The sequence below is a fragment of the Rhizorhabdus argentea genome (genome assembly GCF_037861105.1).
GTDB classification, from domain to species: Bacteria; Pseudomonadota; Alphaproteobacteria; order Sphingomonadales; family Sphingomonadaceae; genus Rhizorhabdus; species Rhizorhabdus argentea.
The window spans coordinates 1-17,841 of the sequence record NZ_JBANFK010000002.1; the positions used below are offsets into that span (position 1 = coordinate 1).

Here is a 17,841-nt window from a genome sequence, read left to right on the forward strand (position 1 = left end):
CATGGCCGAACTCGGAAAAGCAGGCCCCCGAAACCAGACCGACATAACCCGTGCCGATGATCGCTAAACGCATGTTCGCTCCTTGTTCATGACCTCTCCCGTCCGAAAGCACATCCATGGATCATGCCAGCCGGTGCGGGACGCGTGATGCGCCATATCACGCGGGATCGGTTCGTAGGTTTGGGGATTGCCGGATGCATGGCAGCTACGCAACATGCATGCCGATCTTACGCGGTGGATTGCGACATAACTCACGCGGAACGGGACGGCACAGTTTCGCTCCGAGCATGCCGATATCCGAGAGAAGCCACGCCGGCCAAGGTTGCTAGAAGCTGCCTCTTGCCAGCAGCACGGCCGGTACGGTCATCGCGAGGATGCGAAGGTCGAGCCCCAGGCACCTGTTGCGCGCATAGCTGACATCCAGTGCCACGCGACGGCGATAGTGGATATTGTTCCGCCCGCTGACCTGCCACAAGCCGGTAATGCCTGGTTTGACGCTGCTATATTCGGCGAAATAGCGGCCGTAACGCGGGATCTCGCCCTCGACGATCGGACGAGGGCCGACAATGCTCATTTCACCGCGCAGCACATTAATGAACTGCGGCAGTTCGTCGATGCTCGTCCGGCGCAGGAAATTGCCGATCCGGGTGATGCGCGGATCGCGGCGAAGCTTGAAATCGCGCGCCCATTCCTCGCGCGCTGCTGCATCGCTCGCCAGCAGGTGGCTGAGCCGCTGCTCGGCATCGACGACCATCGACCGGAACTTCAGGCAGGGGAAGGTGCGGCCGTCGCGGCCCAGCCGCCGATGAGCGAAGAATATGGGTCCGGGATCCACGAGGTACACGAGCGCCGCCACGACGAGCATCAGCGGTGCGAGAAAGATCAGTAGTGCCAAGGCGGTGACGACATCCAGCACGCGCACTGCCAAGGCATCGAACTGAGTCGATCTGCGCACAGTATTTCTGTCATCCGCCACGAAGCTAACCCCTTGAATCGCCCCCGATTCAATACCAGCAAGCATATCCACCCCGTTTCTGCTGCACTGCGGCAAGCTGGTCTACCTCTAATGGCATCGCCTCAATCGCCTATCAACGACTTGGCGACCAATCGACCGATACAAGAGGCTGGCCGATAAATTCATGGCTGTGTAACATTCCCCAATTTCGGCCAGTTTTTTGGCATCGGCCGATGGTCTGCTCTGGCGCAGCGATTGAGCTCACAGCCGAAACGATGTTCCATCAGTAACTATTAAGGCTAGGTTAACCGCACGGCATTTATTCCGCAACTGCGAAAAATAGTGGCGTGATTGCGCCGAACACATCGCGGATTGGCCTCTCTCGGAGCCTCTGAGCCGCTGCCGGGCCCAGCATGCGGCCTCGTTACTCGACTGTAACCGACTTCGCGAGGTTGCGGGGCTGATCCACGTCCGTGCCCTTGGCGACGGCGACGTGATAGGCGAGCAGCTGAACCGGAATGGCATAGACGATCGGTGCGATCAGCGGATGCACCTTGGGCATGGTGATCGTCGCCATACAGCCTTCGCCCGCCGCGGCGATACCGTCATAGTCGGAAATCAGCACCACCTTGCCGCCGCGCGCCTGGACCTCCTGCATGTTGGACACGGTCTTTTCGAACAGCGGGCCCGACGGCGCGATCACGATCACCGGCACATTCTCGTCGATCAGCGCGATGGGACCGTGCTTCATCTCGCCGGCGGCATAGCCTTCGGCATGGATATAGCTGATTTCCTTGAGCTTCAGCGCGCCTTCAAGCGCCAGAGGATAGTCGGTGCCGCGCCCGAGATAGAGCACGTCGCGTGCCACCGCGATCACGCCCGCCATGGACTCGATAGCCTGGTCATAAGCCAGCGCGCCGTTGATCGCGGCCGGAGCCTCGGACAGGTGGCGGACGATTTCCTTTTCCTCGCGAACGCTCAGGCGCCCCTTGGCGCGCGCGATGTTGGCCGCAAGCGCAGCGAGCACCGCCAGCTGGCAGGTGAAGGCCTTGGTCGACGCGACGCCGATCTCGGGCCCGGCATGCGTCGGCAGCAACAGATCGGCTTCGCGTGCCATGGTCGAGGTCGGCACGTTGACCACCACCGCGATCTTCTGTCCTTCCGCCCGCGCATGGCGCAAAGCCGCGAGCGTGTCGGCGGTCTCGCCCGACTGGCTGATGAAGAGGGCCAGGCCGCCGTCCTCCATGACCGGCTCGCGGTATCGGAATTCCGAAGCGACATCGAGGTCCACGGGTACGCGCGCGAATTGCTCGAACCAGTATTTCGCGACCATGCCGGCATAGAAGCTGGTACCGCAGGCGACGATCGTGACGCGCCGGATCGCGCTCAGGTCGAAGTCGGGAATAGGCAGCGAGACTTCACCCTCGAGCCGGCGGAGGTAGGATTTGAGGGTCTGCGCCACCACGATCGGCTGCTCATATATCTCCTTGAGCATGAAGTGGCGGTGATTGCCCTTGTCGATAGTGAGGTTCGAAACTCCGGAATTGACCACCGCGCGGTCGACCGGCTGGTCTGCGCGATCGTATATCTGGGTCTTCTCGCGAGTGATGACGACCCAATCGCCCTCCTCCAGATAGGAGATCTGCTGGGTGAGCGGCGCAAGCGCGAGCGCATCCGAGCCGAGATAGGTTTCGCCATTCTCGCCATAGCCGACCACCAGCGGCGATCCCAGCCGCGCGCCGATCAGCATGTCAGGATCCTGCCGGAACAGGATCGCCAGCGCGAAGGCACCGTGCAGCCGCTTCAGGTTCGTGCGCACCGCCTCGACCGGATCGACCCCGGCTTCGACATCCGCGGAGATCAGATGAGCGACGACTTCGGTGTCGGTCTGGCTCTCGAAGACCCGCCCCTTGGCGATGAGTTCGTCGCGCAGTGGCTTGAAATTCTCGATGATGCCGTTGTGAACCAGGGCAACCTCGCCGGTTGCATGAGGATGGGCGTTGTCCTGCGTCGGCGCGCCATGCGTCGCCCAGCGGGTGTGCGCGATGCCGATCAGGCCAGCGAGCGGTTCGGCGTCCATCTTGCGGGCGAGATTGTCGAGCTTGCCCTCGGCCCGGCGACGGTCGAGCCGATCATCGTGGACGGTACAGACGCCGGCCGAATCATAGCCGCGATATTCGAGCCGGCGAAGACCTTCGACGAGCCGGGCCGCCACGTCCTGCCTGCCCACTATACCGATAATGCCACACATCGACGAACGCCCCACTTACCCGCGATTTCAGCTCGCTGATGGTCAAAGCACTATTAATCGCGGCTGACAATCGAGGAGCGGTATTGGCCAGGGCAATCGGGTGAAAGGGGTGCGAGAGTCCTTTGGCGCTGGATTTGCCGCTTTCAAGTTCGTCATCCCGATGAAAATCGGGACCCAGACCCGCAACGCCCAAGAGCGTGAGCCGACCGGTCGGCATTCCTACCCCGTTTCCCGCGCATATGGGGCCCGATTTCCATCCGGATGACGCGGTGGGCTTGTCTGTCCCCTTTCACCCGATATTGCCACTTGTGTCGCGATCCGACCGGACGCGGCCTTTCCGGCGGGCTGCTGGGAGGCAGTGCATTCCGATCGGCGACGGCCGCGGATTACCTGCCCGCCTTCTTCGCCTTCATCGCCGCCCGAAAGCGCACGGCCCAGCCCGGCCGCGTCTCCTGTTTGCCGCGTGCCACACCCAGCGAGTCGGCTTCGACATCCCGGGTGATCACCGACCCCGCCGCTACGATCGCTCCGTCGCCGATGCTGACGGGGGCGACCAGCGCGCTGTTCGATCCGATGAACGCGCCTTCGCCGATGGCTGTGCGATATTTGAGGAAACCGTCATAGTTGCAGGTGATTGTGCCGGCGCCGATATTGGCCTTGGCTCCGACATCTGCATCACCGATGTAGGACAGGTGATTGGCCTTGGCGCCCGGGCCGAAACGGCCGTTCTTGACCTCGACGAAATTGCCGATCTTCGCGCCCTCGCCGATGTCGGCGCCGGGCCGCAGCCGTGCATAGGGCCCGATTTCCGCGCCGCTGCGCACCGTCGCGCCCTCGATGTGGCTGAAGCCGTGAATCGTGACGCCATTGCCGATCCGCACCTTTGGCCCAAAGAAGATATGAGGTTCCAGCACGACATCGCGGCCGATGACCGTGTCGTGGGCGAACCACACCGTTTCGGGGGCAATCAGCGTGACGCCCTCGGCCATCGCGGAAAGGCGGCGGCGGCTTTGCCATTCGCCCTCGACGGCCGCGAGTTCGGCGCGGCTATTCACCCCGGCGACCTCCCAGGCCTCGGCCTCGATCACGGCCGACGGCCGCCCGTCTGCCCCGGCGATCATGACGATGTCAGGCAGATAATATTCCTGGGCGGCATTGTCGTTGCCGACGCGGGCGAGCAGCGGCCACAGATCGGCGGCACGCACCGCCATCAGCCCGGAATTGCACAGGTCGATGGCCCGCTCCGCGGAGCTTGCGTCCTTATATTCGACCATCTTGTCGATCACGCCGTCTGACCGGGCGACAATGCGGCCATAAGCGAGCGGATCGGCCGGGCGGAAGCCGAGGACGACGCAGGCGGGCTGGTCCGCGGCGTTGAGCCGGTCGAGCATGCGCGTCATCGTCTCAGACCGCACCAGCGGCACGTCGCCGTACAGGACCAATATGTCGCCCTCGAAGCCGTTCAGCGCCGCTTCGCCCTGCTGGACGGCATGAGCGGTACCGAGTTGCGGCTCCTGCGTGACGACATCGACGCCGAGCGGCGCCACGAATGCCTCGACCTGCTCGCGCCCGGCGCCGGTCACCACGACCTTCTGTGCGGCGCCCATCTGGTCGACGGCCGCGATCAGGTGGCCGAGCATCGGCCGGCCCGCGATGGGGTGAAGCACCTTGTGGAGATCGGATTTCATGCGCGTCCCCTTGCCGGCGGCAAGGATCAGCGCGGCGAAGGAGCGCGTTTGCATCTGCGTCGTCTGCCACGAAGCGCTTGCCTTTTCCATATCGGCCGGGGATGGAACGCGCGATGACAGCCGATTTCCCTTTCGACGTGGTGGCCTTCGATCTCGACGGCACGCTCGCCGACACCGCCCCCGATCTTACCGCCGCGCTGAACCACGCGCTGTCGGTGCTCGGACGCCCGCCGGTACCCGCCGAGGACGTGCGCCACATGGTCGGCCATGGCGCTCGCGCGCTGCTCCAGAAGGGACTGGCGGCGACCGGCGAGATGACCGAGGCGCTGGTCGACGAAGGTTTCCCCATCTTCATCGACTATTATCTCGACCATATTGCCGATGGTTCGACGATTTTCCCGGGCCTCGACGCCGTGCTGGACCAGCTCGCCGCGCGGGGGGTCAAGCTCGCGGTCTGCACCAACAAGGCCGAGCTGCTGGCGCGCCGCTGCATCGATGCGCTCGGCTGGGAAAGCCGCTTCGATGCACTTGTCGGGGGTGATACCCTGCCGGTCCGCAAGCCTGATCCGGCACCGCTTTTCGAGGCGATTGCACGAGCGGGCGGGGGCAGGGCGGCCTATGTCGGCGATTCGATCACCGACACCGATACCGGCCGCAACGCGAACATTCCCACCGTTGCTGTGACCTTCGGCTTCTCGGATCGGCCGCCTCAGCAACTCGACGCGACCGCGCTGATTGATCATTTCGACGAGCTTATTCCGACGCTCCAGCGGCTGGGTCAGGACGAAAGCTGGCAGCGCTGCAATATCTGTGGCTCGACCGAGTTCGTCGCGCGACAGAAGCGCGGCTATGTCCAGTGCGCGGGCTGCGGATCGAACGAGCGCGGGCGGCTGCTGTGGATGATGCTCGAAAAGCATGATCTGTTGAAGCCGGGCCTGCGAGTTCTCCACCTTGCGCCCGAGCGCGCCTTCGCCGAGCGGCTCCATGCCCTCTATGGCGACGGCTATGAGCCGGTCGACATCGACCCCACCCAATATGATTTCGCCCCCAATATCCGGAAGATCGACCTGGTCGAAGATGCGGCGAAACTGCCGTCAGACCATTATGACCTGATTATCCATTCGCATGTGATGGAGCATATTCCCTGCAACATCACCGCGGTTCTCTATCATCTCCACCGGTCGCTGAAGGACCACGGCAAGCAGATTTGCTGCATCCCGGTTATCCGCGACGGCACGTCGGCCGAGGATCTCGGCCGATTGACCGCCGAAGACGCCATCGCGCGTTTCGGCCAGGACGACCATGTCCGCACCTTCGGCGGCAAGGATATGCAAAAGACCCTCGGCATGCTCTTCGCACTGCCCGATCGCTATGATCTTACCCGCGACATCGATGAGGCGACACTGATCCGCAACGTCATCCCGCGCATCAACTGGCGCGGCTGGTCACCCAATTCGGTGCTGGTGATCGAGAAGGATGATCTTTTGCTGAAGCCGTGACATTCATCGCGCCAGCGCATGAAGGCTTGGGTCAGCGTTCCTCGAACCACAGCTGCACGGCCTTCTTCGGCCGAAGCGTCAGCCGGCTCACCGGCTCGGGTTTCGCGATATCGGGATAGCGCAGCCGGAACGCGCGGATCAGGCTGGCGAGGATCAACATTCCCTCCTGCTGCGCGAAGCCTGCGCCGATACAGATGCGCGGTCCCTTGCCGAACGGTAGATAGGCGCGGCGGCAGGCCTCGGCCTCTTCGGGGTCATCGAAGCGATCGGGCGCGAAGTCGTGCGGGCACTTCCAGTTGTCGCGGTTGCGCTGGATCAGCCAGGGAGAAACCACGATCATCGCGCCGGTCTGGACCAGCTTGTCGCGGAATGTCGTCGGTGCGGTGACCTCGCGGACCAGGAAGCTGACCGGCGGATAGAGGCGCAGCGTCTCACGGAACAGATTCCGGATGCCGTTCATCCCTCGCAGATGTTCGAAGGCGATCGGACTCCCGCCGGTCTCACGCTCGATCTCGGCGACCAGCGCTTCCTGCAGATGCGGGCATTCGGAGAGCAGGTAGAGTGACCATGTCATCGCAGACGCGGCGGTTTCATGGCCGGCCAGGAAGATCGTCGAGACCTGCTCCATGATCTTTTCATAGGTGAAGGTTTCGCCGGTCCGCGGGTGACGAGCCTCCAACAGCGACTGGAGGATGTCGTCCCCTGCCTCACCGCCACTATGCCAGGCGTCGTAGCGCGCCCTCACGATCGGGCCAAAGACGCCGTGGATCTCTGCGGCGGCACGTTTGGCGCGCCTGCGATAGCCCAGCATCGGCAGGCCGTAGAGCCGGAGCATCGCCCCCGGCTGGATGTTCTTCTGATAGCGATGGAAGGAATGATAGATATGGTCCGCGCTCGACTGATCGAGCTTCACCGAGAAGATGGTGCGATAGATGATGTCCGCGGCGACGTGGGTCATCAGCGGATCGGCCTCGAGAGGCCGCGACCGATCGAGTGTTGCGATCTGCGCCAGCAGATCGTCGACCGCCGCCTGCATCGCGGGGAAGACGCGCTTGAGGTTCGTGTGCGCGAAGGCCGGGTTGACCATTTCGCGCTGGTCTTGCCAGTCCTGCCCGTTGGCGGAGAACACGCTGTTGCCGATCAATGGATCGAGCAGATCGTTGAGGAAACGATGTTTCGGGAAAACCTTCTCCCTGTCGTCCATCACGCGGTCGACGACTGAGAGATCGTTGGCGATGAAGAAGTCGAGCCTGGGCAGGCGGATTTCGCCCATTTTCATGGTGTAGCTGCGGTCGAACAGCGTGTGGATCCAGCTGTTCCAGCCCGTCAGGAAACGCTTGAGCAGCGATGCCTTGCTCTTGTGCGGTATGGGATAGGGGGGCGTGAACAGACCCTGTTGCCCACTATCGCGCGGGCGGTCAGTCATCATTCTCGGCCTTGAAAGCCTCGATCGACTGCTCGATAGGCCGCGCGCCCGAAGCTATCGCGATATAGTCTAGGGGGGAGATCCGCTCGAACGTCCGCAGATAATCGAAGTGGGTCTCGTATTTGTTGCGACGGCGTGCCTGGTAACTGGCCGGATCGCAATATTTGAACCAGCGCGGGCTCGTCTGGAACAGGCGCGCCTTGCGCGGCCGGGGACAGCTGATGCACGGATCGATGCCCGCTATGCAGGCACCGTCGGTTATCGACCCGATGTCCAGCCAGCGGAAATCGCCCTGGCCGACGGTATCGAGCGATCCGTGGAAGCGCTTGCTGTCCTTGCGATTGCCGATCAGCGCGATGCACGAGCCCAGCGTCACCAGGCTGAAGCGATCCGGCAGTATTCCGCCGCTGGCAGCGAGCAGCCGCGCCATGATCGGCACCGCCATGATCGACCCGTTACTGTGGGTGACGAACAATATCTCGTCCCAGTCCTCATCGAGGCTGGCGCGGATCTGATCTGCGAACTCGTCCATGCGCGCGTCGACGTCGGGCGGGAGGCGTTCGCCGGCCAGCGTGTCGTTGAAGATGATGAATCGCAGCAGCCAGAAGCCCTGGATCTTCTTCACCACGAACATCGCCACCGCCGCGCCGATCAGCGCGGCTGCAAGCAATCCCCACCGCCAGCCGAGCAGCGCGGCGAACGGCAGCCACAGCAGGATGCCGAACAGGATCGGCAGCAATATCGTCGAGACGCCAGGATAGTAGAAGGCGAATCTGACGCCGAACGGAAAGGTGCGCACGATCGGCCAGTCGAGCAGGCGGGTGAAGTTCCAGTAAGCCGCTACCGAGCGCTTGAGCAGCGCCAGCGGATTTTTCACCCAATGGGTACGAACCACGTCATCCCAGCCGAGGAAGACATAGTCCGTCTCGCTGTCCTGGCTCTCGTCACGGATCGTCCAGGCCGTCGAGTGCGGCGGCTCGCGGCGGCGCTTGCCGATGCCGACCTGCCGGCCCGTAACCCGATTATACGCTTCGGCCTGCTCGGCGAAGAGTTGGTGGTAGAAGCGTGCACCCCTGGGATCGAAACCGCTGAGATAGAAGATTTTGCGCTTGAACGCCGGCATTGCCGCTGCTTACTCGCCTGATGGCTGACAAAGAGCGTCACTATTGCATCTTCATGGACGGCTCCAAGCATAATCGGAACGCCGGCTGCCGCGCCCATGACAATGCCTATGGCATCTATGGCGGCGGCACCGAGCGCGACCGTCGCGCTGCGGATCTCGCGCTCTATCGTCACATGCGCGCCAACAGGGACTGGCTGGCGCCGGTCGTGCTGTTCTTCACGACCTTCTACGGCTGGTTCTTCTTCAACTATCATGGCCGCCCCTGGCGGGGGCAACTGATTCGCAGGATTTTTCCGCGCTATTGAGTTCGGGAGACGGAACCGCGATAATGGCCCCGGGGACGAGCCCGCTGACGCGGGCCGGGGGGATGCGGAAAATGGGCTCGGCAATAGGGGCGATCTATCGTCGCGCATATGGATTTGCGCGCGCCAATCCTGTGTTGATCGGATTGCTGTTCGCCCTGCAATTGCTGCGACGGGCGCTGATCGTTTTTGGTAGCCTGCCCGCCGGCTACAGGCAGCCATTCCTGATCGGCACGAACATCGTCGATACCGTCACGATGCTCGTCGTGATGATCTATGCGCTGCGCTGGTGGCGCTTTCGCGGCGATCGCCACCATATGATCAGGCTGAACCTTCGGGTTGTCTGGGGCGCGACGGTGATGATGGCGATCCAGCTGACGAGCAAGTTCCTGCTGACCAGCCTCGGCGATGCGCTGGCCCCGCTCTACCGCACCGGACGCATGTTGATCCCGGCCGGCGCCCTGCTGTTATGGCTGTTCATCTCGATTCCGCTGCTGCCCTGGTATGTGGCGCTGTTCACGGACGATCGGCGGATGACGTTGCGTAGATCTCTGGGGCATGCGCAGGCCGGCTGGATTCCCGCCTTCGGTCTGGTGATCGGCGCCATATTGCCGTTGCTGGCGGCGGGAATAGCGCTTCGCCTCGGGCTCAGGCTCATCGATGCCCAGTTCGCGTGGCTGTTCCGGATCGGCGAAGCCGCAATGGTGCCGGTCGTGATCGCGACCACCGCATCCGCCTTCTTCGCCGCCTATCGGCGCGTCTATCGAGAGCCGGTGATGTGGGGAACGGGCAAGCTCGGCGCCGCCTGAGCGCGAATAGTCGCGACCGCCGTGCCCCCATTGGCAAGGCCGCCGCTGGTCGATGGCGCGGCGTGGTGCCGCGGGCGGCGTGGTCCGAAATGATCACTTGTCAACGCTGTCGGTGAGGATAGCCTGAGTCCGCGCTTCTGGGGGGCTGGGCATGCGACTTTCGGTGATTTCGTTGCTGGCCGCATTGGCCGTCCCCGCCGGGGCGGCGACACGTCCCGCCGATACCGTGCTGGTCCATGGCGTCGTTCTGACCGTCAATGCCAGGGATGAGATTGCGCAGGCGCTTGCGATCAGGGATGGCCGTGTCGTGGCGGTCGGTAACGAGCGGGAGATCGACGCATTGATCGGCCCGGCTACGAAAATAATCGAGCTTGACGGCCACACGGTGACACCGGGACTCATCGACTCCCATGCCCATATCCTCGATGGTGCGATCAATCAGCTTTTCCATGTCGACCTGAGCCGCGCATCTACGATCGCCGAGCTTCTGGCCCAGGTGAAGGCGAAGGCCGACAGTGCGGAGCCCGGCGAATGGATATTAGGTGGCGGCTTCAACGAAGGCCTGCTCGCCGAGCACCGCGCGCCGACCCTGGCCGAACTGGATGTGGTGTCGGGCGGGCATCCGCTGATGTTGACGAGCACGACGGGCCATTATGTCGCCGTCAACGGCGTGGCGCTTACCATGGCGCATATCGACGACCGCACGCCCAGCCCACCCGCAGGGACGATCGACCGCGACGCTGCCGGCCATGCGACGGGGCTGCTCAAGGAAACCGCCGCGATGGCGCTCGTCCGCGACCTGGTACCGCCAACCACGCGCGAACAGGACAAGGCGGCATTGCGCGCGATCATCGCGAAGATGCACGAGGAGGGCATGACCGGCGTCAAGGATCCCTTGCTGTCACCGAAGAAGTGGGCATCCTATCTCGACCTCGCCCGCAGCGAAGGCCTGTCGATACATGCGTGCGGATTGATATTTGCCGGCGCCACGATGAAGAGCGGCGTCGAGGCGCTGGCGGCGATCCGACAGGCGCGCCGCGACGTCGCCACGCTACCGGCCGGCGACCTGGGAATATGCGGCGCGAAAATCCTGCTCGACGGTGCTGTAATGGCGCGGACATCGTGGATGCATGCCGATTTCGCGGCAGACGCGGCGCATCCCATGCCGACCGGTCATGGCTATCCGACGGTGGAGCCCGACGTCTATCGCCAGATGGTGCGGCTGTTCGTTCGCGCGGGCGTCCCGCTCGGCACGCATGTCATCGGCGATCAGGCGATCGATCTCGCCGTCGATGCCTATGCCGATGCGCTCAAGGCGTTCCCCCGGCAGGGGCTGCGGCTTAGTCTGATCCATGCGCATATTCCAAGCGGGCACGCGCTCGACCTGATGGCGGATCTCCAGCGCCGTTATGATTCCGGCATCCCCGAGGTGCAGGGCGGTTTTCTGTGGTGGCTGGGCGACGCGTTGCCCAGCGCGCTGGGGCCCGACCGTTCGGCGCACACCATGCCCTTCGCCACGTACCGCAAACGCGGGATGATCTTCGCGGGTGGCTCGGATTTCCCGGTCACACCGCTACCGGCCCGCTTCGGCCTTTGGGCATCTGTCGCGCGTCAGCCGCTCAAAGGCGTCTTTGGAGCGCAGCCCTTCGGCCTCGACGAGGCGATCGACGTCCGCACGGCGCTGCGCAGCTACACAATCTGGGCAGCCCGGCAGCTATTTATCGAACAGCAGAGCGGATCGCTCGAGGTTGGCAAATGGGCCGACATCGCCGTATGGGACCGCAATCCCTATACCGTCCCGACGGCGGCACTCGAAGACATGACCTGCCTTATGACGTTGTATAAGGGGCAGGTCGTGTTCAGCCGCTAGCGCGGCCGAGGCGCAAGAACCTGGGCGTCAGGCGTCCGGCCCCTCGCCGCCATCGGCCAGATCGTCGCCGATCTCGGCATCGTCGGGCGGTACGATCTCGGTCGTTCCATCGCCCAGATCGACCTCGGCTTCCTCTTCGCTTTCCTCGATGCGCGCAGCGCCCACGACATGCTCGTTGTCCGCGACATGGAACAGGCGGACGCCGGCCGAATTGCGCCCGATCACGCGGGTGTCGCCGACGGACATGCGGATCAGCTTGGCCTGGTCGGTGACAAGGATCAGCTGTTCGCCATGATGCGCGGGGAAGCTTGCGACCACCGGGCCGTTGCGCTCAAGATTGTCGATGCTGGTGATGCCCTGGCCGCCGCGGCCGGTGCGGCGATATTCATAGGCCGAACTGCGCTTGCCATAGCCATTGGCGCAGACGGTAAGGATGAACTCCTCGGCCTCCTCGAACTCCTTCATCCGCTCGGGCGGCAAAGTCGGCTCGGCGCCGTTGTCCTTCCAGGGTGCCGCGCGGAGATAAGCGTCGCGTTCTTCGGTGGTCGCCTCGAAGCCCCTCAGGATCGAAAGCGAGATCACCTCGTCACCGTCCTTGAGCAATATGCCGCGGACGCCGGTCGAAGTACGGCTCTGGAACTCGCGGACATCGGTGGCGGAGAAGCGGATCGCCTTGCCGCCGCGGGTCGCCATCATCACGTCGTCGGTCTCGGTCAGCAGCGCGACGCCGATCAGTCGATCGGTCGCGTCCTCGTCAAAGCGCATCGCGAACTTGCCGTTGGTCGGCACATTGGCGAACGCATCCATGGAGTTGCGGCGGATGCCGCCATGGGCGGTCGCGAACACGACGTGCAGCGCCCCCCAGCTTTCCTCGTCCTCCGGCAGCGGCAGCACCGTGGTGATCTTCTCATCCTGCGCCAGCGGCAGCAGGTTGATCATCGGCCGGCCGCGCGCCTGGGGCGCGCCCTCCGGCAGGCGCCACACCTTCTTGCGATAGACCTTGCCGTGATCGGAGAAGAACAGGACGGGCGTATGCGTGCTCGTCACGAACAGCTCGGTGACGGCGTCCTCATCCTTGGTCGCCATGCCCGAGCGGCCCTTGCCGCCGCGCTTCTGCGCGCGGAACGCCTCGAGTGGGGTGCGCTTGATATAACCGCCATGGGTGACGGTGACGACCATGTCCTCGCGCTCGATCAGGTCCTCGTCGTCGATCGTATCACCGGCAGGGGCGATCTCGGTCTTGCGAGGGGTCGCGAACTCGGTGAGGATCGCGTCGAATTCCTCGAGCATTACCTCGTAGAGCCGCGCGCGGTCGCCCAATATATGGAGCAGTTCGGCGATCGAAGACGCGAGCGTCGCCAGCTCTCCACCGATTTCGTCGCGCCCGAGCGCGGTGAGGCGGTGCAGGCGCAAGTCGAGGATGGCGCGGACCTGGATCTCGGTCAGCTGGTAGGTCGGCGACGTGCCGACCGATTCCACCGCCTCGACCAGCTTGATATAGGGTTCGATCTCCCCGCGCGGCCATTCGCGCGAGATCAGCGCGGCACGCGCTTCGGCGGGGCTTGCCGAACCGCGGATGATGCGGACGACCTCATCGAGATTGGTGACGGCGATGACGAGGCCGAGCAGGATGTGGGCGCGATCGCGCGCCTTGGCCAGTTCGAACTTCGAGCGCCGGGTGATCACCTCCTCGCGGAACTTCACGAAGGCTTCGATGATGTCGCGGAGGGTGAGCACTTCGGGACGGCCGCCGCGGATCGCGAGCATGTTCGCCGGGAAGCTGGTCTGCGCCTGGGTATGGCGCCATAGCTGGTTGAGCACGACTTCCGGCGTGGCGTCGCGCTTCAACTCGATGACGATCCGCACGCCCAGCCGACTGGATTCGTCGCGGATGTCGCTGATGCCCTCGATCCGCTTGTCCTTGGCCGCTTCCGCGATGCCTTCGACCAGGCCGTTCTTGCCGACCTGGTAAGGGATTTCGGTGAGCACGATCGAGCGCTTGTCGCCGCGGCCTTCCTCGATCACATGGCGCGAGCGCATGATGATCGAGCCCTTGCCGGTGTGGTAGGCATTGCGCGCGCCACCCTTGCCGAGGATCAGGCCGCCGGTCGGGAAGTCGGGTCCCGGCACGATCTCGTGCAGTTCCTCGATGCTGATCCCGCCATTGGCAATGTACGCCTTGCAGGCCGCGATCACCTCACCCAGGTTGTGCGGAGGAATATTGGTCGCCATGCCGACGGCGATGCCGCCGGCGCCGTTGACGAGCAGGTTGGGGAAGCGGGCCGGCAGGACCAGCGGCTCCCTGAGCGAGCCGTCATAGTTCGGGCCGAAGTCGACAGTGTCCTTCTCGATATCCTCGAGCAGCGCCATCGCCGGTTTGCTGAGCCGCGCCTCGGTATACCGCATCGACGCCGGCATATCGGGATCCATCGATCCGAAATTGCCCTGGCCATCGATCAGCATAACGCGCATCGCCCAGTCCTGCGCCATGCGGGCAAGCGCCATGTAGATCGAGCTGTCGCCATGCGGGTGATAATTGCCCATCACGTCGCCGACGATCTTGGCGGACTTGCGATATGGCCGGCCGGGGACGAACCCGCCTTCCTGGCACGCGAACAATATACGGCGGTGCACCGGCTTCAGACCGTCACGGACGTCGGGGAGCGCCCGGGCGACGATGACCGACATCGCATAGTCGAGATAGCTCGACTTCATCTCGTCGACGATCGAGATCGGAGAAATATCGCTGTTTTCGATGGGCGGCGGTACGCTGGCCAAAGTCTGTTCGTCCGTATCGTTAGAGCTATTCTGCGCCCCCGAAACGGGGCAAGCAGAAAGCTCCTAACGAAGGACGGTCGGGAAGGCTAGAGCCGATGCAGCATGGCGTTGGCCGCTGGAGGAAGCCTGCGAAAAGCCGGTTCAGGTTCGCAGCATATAATATAGCAGAACGGCCAGAAAACCGATGATGACCAGCGCCAGCCCCCAACCCAGAACGTGACGCGTCATATGCGGCGTCGCACCGGAGCGGGCCTCCTCGGTGCTTAGATGCGCCGGGCTGCCATCGTCATGATGTCGATCGCCGCTCATTGATCAGCTCCCATGAAATTGACCCGGTCAACGGGCGGAAGCCGGCCAAGTTCCTGGCAACGTTACGCAGCCAGCCGGGCACGATCGCGCACGAAGCGCCAGATATCCTCGTCGGAACCATCGGCGGCGAACGAATATCCGTCGCTGTCGAAGCCTTTCAGCCCCTCCGGATCGGTAATCCTGTGCTCGCACATCCAGCGCGCGATCATGCCGCGCGCACGCTTGGCGGCGAAGCTGTTGAACGACAGGCCGCCCGGTCCGTCCTCGCGGAAATCGATCGTGATGATCCGGACGCCCTTGGGCGGCGCCTGCTCGACGGCGTGCCAATATTCCTTGCTGGCGCAATTGACGATCACATCGGAGCGCTCGGACAGGAGATCGGCGGAGAGCGCGTCCGAGATCTTGTTGCCCCATAGCTGATAGAGCGTCTTCTTCCGCCCCGGCGCCCATCGCGTGCCCATTTCCAGGCGGTAGGGCCGGATCAGGTCGAGCGGTCGAAGCAGCCCGTAGAGCCCTGACAGGATCCGCACATGATCCTGTGCGAAATCGATCGCCGGCTGGTCCAAGCTCTTCGCCTCGAAGCCGACATAGACGTCTCCGGAGAAGGCATAGAGCGCAGGCCTCTCCTCCTGTGCGGCGAAGTCGGCATAGCGGTCGGCGTTCAGCCTCGCGAGTTTGTCCGAGATGCTCATCAGCTTGGACAGCTTCTTCGGACCGAGTTTCGCGGCGGCCAACGCCGTGGCCAGCGCCTCGTCGGCGAAACGCGGCTTCGTCGGCGTCAGATCGGGTAAGGGGCTCGTGTAATCGAGTGACTTGGCAGGGGATAGAAGGAGGATCATCATCCTGACCTAGCCTTGCCGCACGGACCGATCAACCGCCCCGGTTCAATCGTCGTTCAGCCAACGGTGCATAGACCGCGACGAGTGAAGCCGGATCGTTTCGCCTGTGCTTGTGCCCGGGCGAGGGACACATTAGTCAACCGGCGTGTTTTATGGGCGGCCGGCCCGTCATCGGCCGCCTTTTAGGAGGCCTGAAGCATGAATTCACCGTCCCGTTATGCGCTGATCGCCGCACTAGGCATGGCTCTCGCCGCGGTTGCGCCGGGTACGCCCGCATTCGCCAAGAAGGGTGAGGCAGCTGCGCCGGCACTCAAGCTCAGCGACGCCGTCCGCAAGCCGCTCTCGGAGGTGGACGCCGCGCTCAAGGCCAAGAACCCCGCGGCTGCTGAGGCCGCCCTCGCAACGGCGCGTTCGGTCGCCAGCACGCCGGACGAGAAATTTGTCGTCGCGCAATATGCGGTCAACATCGCACAGGCCAGTGGCGATCAGGCGAAGCTCGCCACTGCACTGGACGAGATGATCGCGAACGGTGAAGCGGCCAACCAGCTCGACAACGCGCAGCGCGCCAAATTTTATTGGTATCAGGGGCAATTCGCCTACCAGAACAAGAACTATGCGAAGGCTGAGGCCGCGATAACCAAAGCGATCGCTGCCGGATCCACCGAACAGGACGCTTATGCCGTCCTTGCCGACGCCCAGAGCCGAAACGGCAAGCCTACCGAAGCGATCGCTACGCTGCAGAAGGTCATGGATGCGAACGCCGCTGCCGGTAAGCCGGTGCCGTCCGAATGGTACGGCCGCGGCGCCGACATGGCTTCGCGTGCGAAGCTGCCTGGCCCGTTCGTCAAGATGACCACCGCGTGGCTGGCGGCCTATCCGGTCAAGCAGAACTGGCACGATTCGCTGTTCATCTATCGCCAGATCGCCGCGTTGTCGGGCGAACCGGATCTGGACATGCTGCGTCTGGCGCGTGCTGCTGGCGTATTGCCGCTGTCGGCGCAGTCCAACTATGTCGATTACGCACTGGCGGTGTACCTGAAGTTCCCGAACGAAGCTGTGGATGTGCTGAACGAGGGCGTGTCCGCCGGCAAGCTGAACCCGGCCACCAGCCAGAATACGCGTGAAATCCTCGCATTGTCGAAGCCGAAGCTTGCGCCCGACAAGGCATCGATCCCCGCCGCCATAGCTGGCGCAAACGGACCGAAGGCGACGTACAAGTCGGTCATGACGACGGGTGACCTGGTATATGGCTACAAGGATTTCGCCAAGGCTGCGGAGATGTACAAGCTCGCCTTGACCAAGCCCGGTGCCGATGTCGGCCAGGCCAATTTCCGCCTCGGCCTCGCGCTTGCCCAGTCGGGGGACCGGGCTGGTGCTGCAGCGGCGTTCGGGGCAGTTCAGTCCGGCCCTTATGCGCCGCTGGCGGCTTATGGGAAAGTCTGGGCGGAGCACCCCGCCGCCTGATGACGCACTCTCACCCTCGGATGCCGGCATCCGAGGGTGGCAGCGTGATCTAAAGCCCGTCCACCGGAATTCCCGGGATGTCCTTGGAAGTGCGGATCGTCAGCGAGGTCTTGACGCTCGCGACGTTCGGCGCGGTCGTCAGCTGCGATGTCAGGAATTGCTGAAACGCCTGCAGATCGTGCGCGACGATCTTTAGGATGAAGTCGATTTCGCCGTTGAGCATGTGGCATTCACGGACTTCCGCGAGTGCGGCGACATGAGCCTCGAACTGCCGCAGATCTTCTTCCGCCTGGCTGCGCAGCGAAACCAGCGCGAACACCGTTATGCCATAACCTAGCGACGCTGCGTTCAGCCGGGCGTGATAACTTTCGATGACGCCGGCCTCTTCGAGCGCCCGGACCCGGCGGAGGCATGGCGGAGCGGTCAATCCGGCCTTGCGAGCGAGATCGACGTTGGTCTTGCGGCCGTCCTCCTGCAGTTCATGCAGAATCGTCCGATCGATATGATCAAGGGATGGGGCAGCCACAG

Annotated in this window: 14 protein-coding genes; 5 read left to right on the forward strand and 9 right to left on the reverse strand. The window is 63.6% G+C overall.

Annotation, left to right across the window (positions count from 1 at the left end; all coding sequences use genetic code 11):
- Positions 1 to 325 precede the first annotated feature (325 nt).
- From AAC645_RS01560 to glmU, 3 genes are all read right to left on the reverse strand, one after another.
- Positions 326 to 955 carry a sugar transferase gene (locus AAC645_RS01560; protein ID WP_340313332.1) on the reverse strand — a complete coding sequence of 210 codons (630 nt, stop codon included), beginning with the start codon at positions 953 to 955 and terminating at the stop codon, positions 326 to 328.
- 424 nt (positions 956 to 1,379) lie between these two features.
- Positions 1,380 to 3,206 (reverse strand): glutamine--fructose-6-phosphate transaminase (isomerizing), encoded by a 1,827-nt coding sequence (glmS, locus tag AAC645_RS01565; protein WP_340313334.1) that lies wholly within the window; start codon positions 3,204 to 3,206, stop codon positions 1,380 to 1,382.
- A gap of 386 nt (positions 3,207 to 3,592) precedes the next feature.
- Positions 3,593 to 4,948: a bifunctional UDP-N-acetylglucosamine diphosphorylase/glucosamine-1-phosphate N-acetyltransferase GlmU gene (gene glmU, locus AAC645_RS01570; protein WP_340313336.1), complete on the reverse strand. Its 1,356-nt coding sequence runs from the start codon at positions 4,946 to 4,948 to the stop codon at positions 3,593 to 3,595.
- A 59-nt stretch (positions 4,949 to 5,007) separates the two neighbouring features.
- On the opposite strand from glmU, the gene AAC645_RS01575 reads away from it, so the two are divergent.
- On the forward strand, positions 5,008 to 6,393 hold the full coding sequence (locus AAC645_RS01575) for an HAD-IA family hydrolase (RefSeq protein ID WP_340313338.1): 1,386 nt from the start codon (positions 5,008 to 5,010) through the stop codon (positions 6,391 to 6,393).
- Positions 6,394 to 6,424: 31 nt separating this feature from the next.
- On the opposite strand, the gene AAC645_RS01580 is transcribed toward AAC645_RS01575, so the two are convergent.
- Positions 6,425 to 7,822, reverse strand: a complete 1,398-nt coding sequence (locus AAC645_RS01580; RefSeq protein ID WP_422785777.1) for a cytochrome P450 — start codon at positions 7,820 to 7,822, stop codon at positions 6,425 to 6,427.
- Complete coding sequence (locus AAC645_RS01585) at positions 7,812 to 8,942, reverse strand: hypothetical protein (protein ID WP_340313339.1); 1,131 nt, start codon at positions 8,940 to 8,942, stop codon at positions 7,812 to 7,814. The genes AAC645_RS01580 and AAC645_RS01585 overlap by 11 nt, the downstream gene beginning before the upstream one ends.
- A 20-nt stretch (positions 8,943 to 8,962) precedes the next feature.
- On the opposite strand from AAC645_RS01585, the gene AAC645_RS01590 reads away from it, so the two are divergent.
- From AAC645_RS01590 to AAC645_RS01600, 3 genes are all read left to right on the forward strand, one after another.
- Positions 8,963 to 9,247, forward strand: coding sequence for a hypothetical protein (locus AAC645_RS01590; RefSeq protein ID WP_340313341.1), 285 nt, complete (start codon positions 8,963 to 8,965; stop codon positions 9,245 to 9,247).
- Positions 9,248 to 9,318: 71 nt separating this feature from the next.
- Entirely contained in the window at positions 9,319 to 10,053 is a 735-nt protein-coding gene (locus AAC645_RS01595) for a hypothetical protein (RefSeq protein WP_340313342.1), read from the forward strand.
- Positions 10,054 to 10,204: 151 nt separating this feature from the next.
- Complete coding sequence (locus AAC645_RS01600; protein ID WP_340313344.1) at positions 10,205 to 11,923, forward strand: amidohydrolase; 1,719 nt, start codon at positions 10,205 to 10,207, stop codon at positions 11,921 to 11,923.
- Positions 11,924 to 11,950: 27 nt separating this feature from the next.
- Here AAC645_RS01600 and gyrA read toward each other — a convergent pair whose 3' ends face one another.
- From gyrA to yaaA, 3 genes are all read right to left on the reverse strand, one after another.
- Complete coding sequence (gene gyrA, locus AAC645_RS01605) at positions 11,951 to 14,701, reverse strand: DNA gyrase subunit A (protein WP_340313346.1); 2,751 nt, start codon at positions 14,699 to 14,701, stop codon at positions 11,951 to 11,953.
- A gap of 141 nt (positions 14,702 to 14,842) precedes the next feature.
- Positions 14,843 to 15,010 carry a hypothetical protein gene (locus AAC645_RS01610; protein WP_340313347.1) on the reverse strand — a complete coding sequence of 56 codons (168 nt, stop codon included), beginning with the start codon at positions 15,008 to 15,010 and terminating at the stop codon, positions 14,843 to 14,845.
- A 62-nt stretch (positions 15,011 to 15,072) separates the two neighbouring features.
- The gene (yaaA, locus tag AAC645_RS01615) at positions 15,073 to 15,849 is read right to left on the reverse strand and encodes a peroxide stress protein YaaA (protein WP_340313679.1); all 777 of its coding nucleotides are present in this window, start codon (positions 15,847 to 15,849) and stop codon (positions 15,073 to 15,075) included.
- A gap of 198 nt (positions 15,850 to 16,047) precedes the next feature.
- Here yaaA and AAC645_RS01620 point away from each other — a divergent pair, with 198 nt between their 5' ends.
- Entirely contained in the window at positions 16,048 to 17,313 is a 1,266-nt protein-coding gene (locus AAC645_RS01620) for a tetratricopeptide repeat protein (RefSeq protein ID WP_340313348.1), read from the forward strand.
- 49 nt (positions 17,314 to 17,362) lie between these two features.
- Here the strand turns inward: AAC645_RS01620 and AAC645_RS01625 are convergent, their stop codons facing one another.
- A complete protein-coding gene (locus AAC645_RS01625) occupies positions 17,363 to 17,839 on the reverse strand; it encodes an Lrp/AsnC family transcriptional regulator (RefSeq protein WP_340313350.1) in 477 nt (158 codons plus the stop codon).
- Positions 17,840 to 17,841 lie beyond the last annotated feature (2 nt).